The 893-nt window shown below is 43.1% G+C and carries 1 protein-coding gene; it reads left to right on the forward strand.

Features of this window, described 5'->3' with window-relative positions; all coding sequences use genetic code 11:
• Positions 1–700: 700 nt before the first annotated feature.
• On the forward strand, positions 701–893 hold a 193-nt coding region (locus tag AC1DFT_RS20795), incomplete at its 3' end, for a hypothetical protein (RefSeq protein WP_478161523.1).

Here is an 893-nt window from a genome sequence, read left to right on the forward strand (position 1 = left end):
GAGTGATGAGCCTTCACCGCCGCTTGCGCGTACGTTGTGAAGTCTCATCTTACTCACTTGATCCCACTGGAGTCGCCGCCCTGCAGCGAAAATCAATGAAAATGGCTAAATTATTGAGATCCCATATTACAATAAATGGTTGAACGAGACAATATCCACTACGAACGCGACAATTTCGACTTTGAACACGACAAACTAATCGAGTAGATGCCGGCCAGACGTGTTCGGCGGGCTTTAAGACATATAATTCCTATAATAGGTCAGAATTATAGTTGTCTCACATCCAGTAAAGAGCCATTTTAAGAATTGGTTGCTATCGTGCTGATTTAGTTGCTTTCGTAGTAGAACCGGTTGCTCCTGGTGATCGGTTGGTTGCCCTAAGCCATTTACTGGATGCATGCAATGGAAAAACTGGTTAAAATTTTGTTTTTTCAACTGGTCTGCACTGATAAGTATGTAGTTTCCATTAATTTTCGCTTTACCCGGTGGAAGTCTTCCGCCCGGCAGTGAAAATCTTAATGGTAAATAAGATGCGCTATCCCAATAATACGTCTCACTCCTAGTATATTTGCTATCTTGAGAATTGGTTGCTTTCACGAGTAATTTGATTGCTCTCGTGCTGATTTAGTTGCTTTCGTAGTAGAACTGGTTGCTCCCAGTGATCGGTTGGTTTCCCTAAACCATTTATTGGATGAATGCAATGAAAAAACTGGTTGAAATTTTGTTTTTTAACTGGATGGTATGGATAATTGGGCAATTTCTTTTGATTTTCGCTACAGGCGTCGACTCCTACCGGATAAGTGAGCAAAATGAGCCATCCCAACGTACGCCTAAGGGCGGCGGGGATGGCTCATCGCTTACCCGGTGGAAAGCGTACGACTGCAGCGAAAATC

Source organism: Psychrobacillus sp. 05T411 (genome assembly GCF_056396485.1).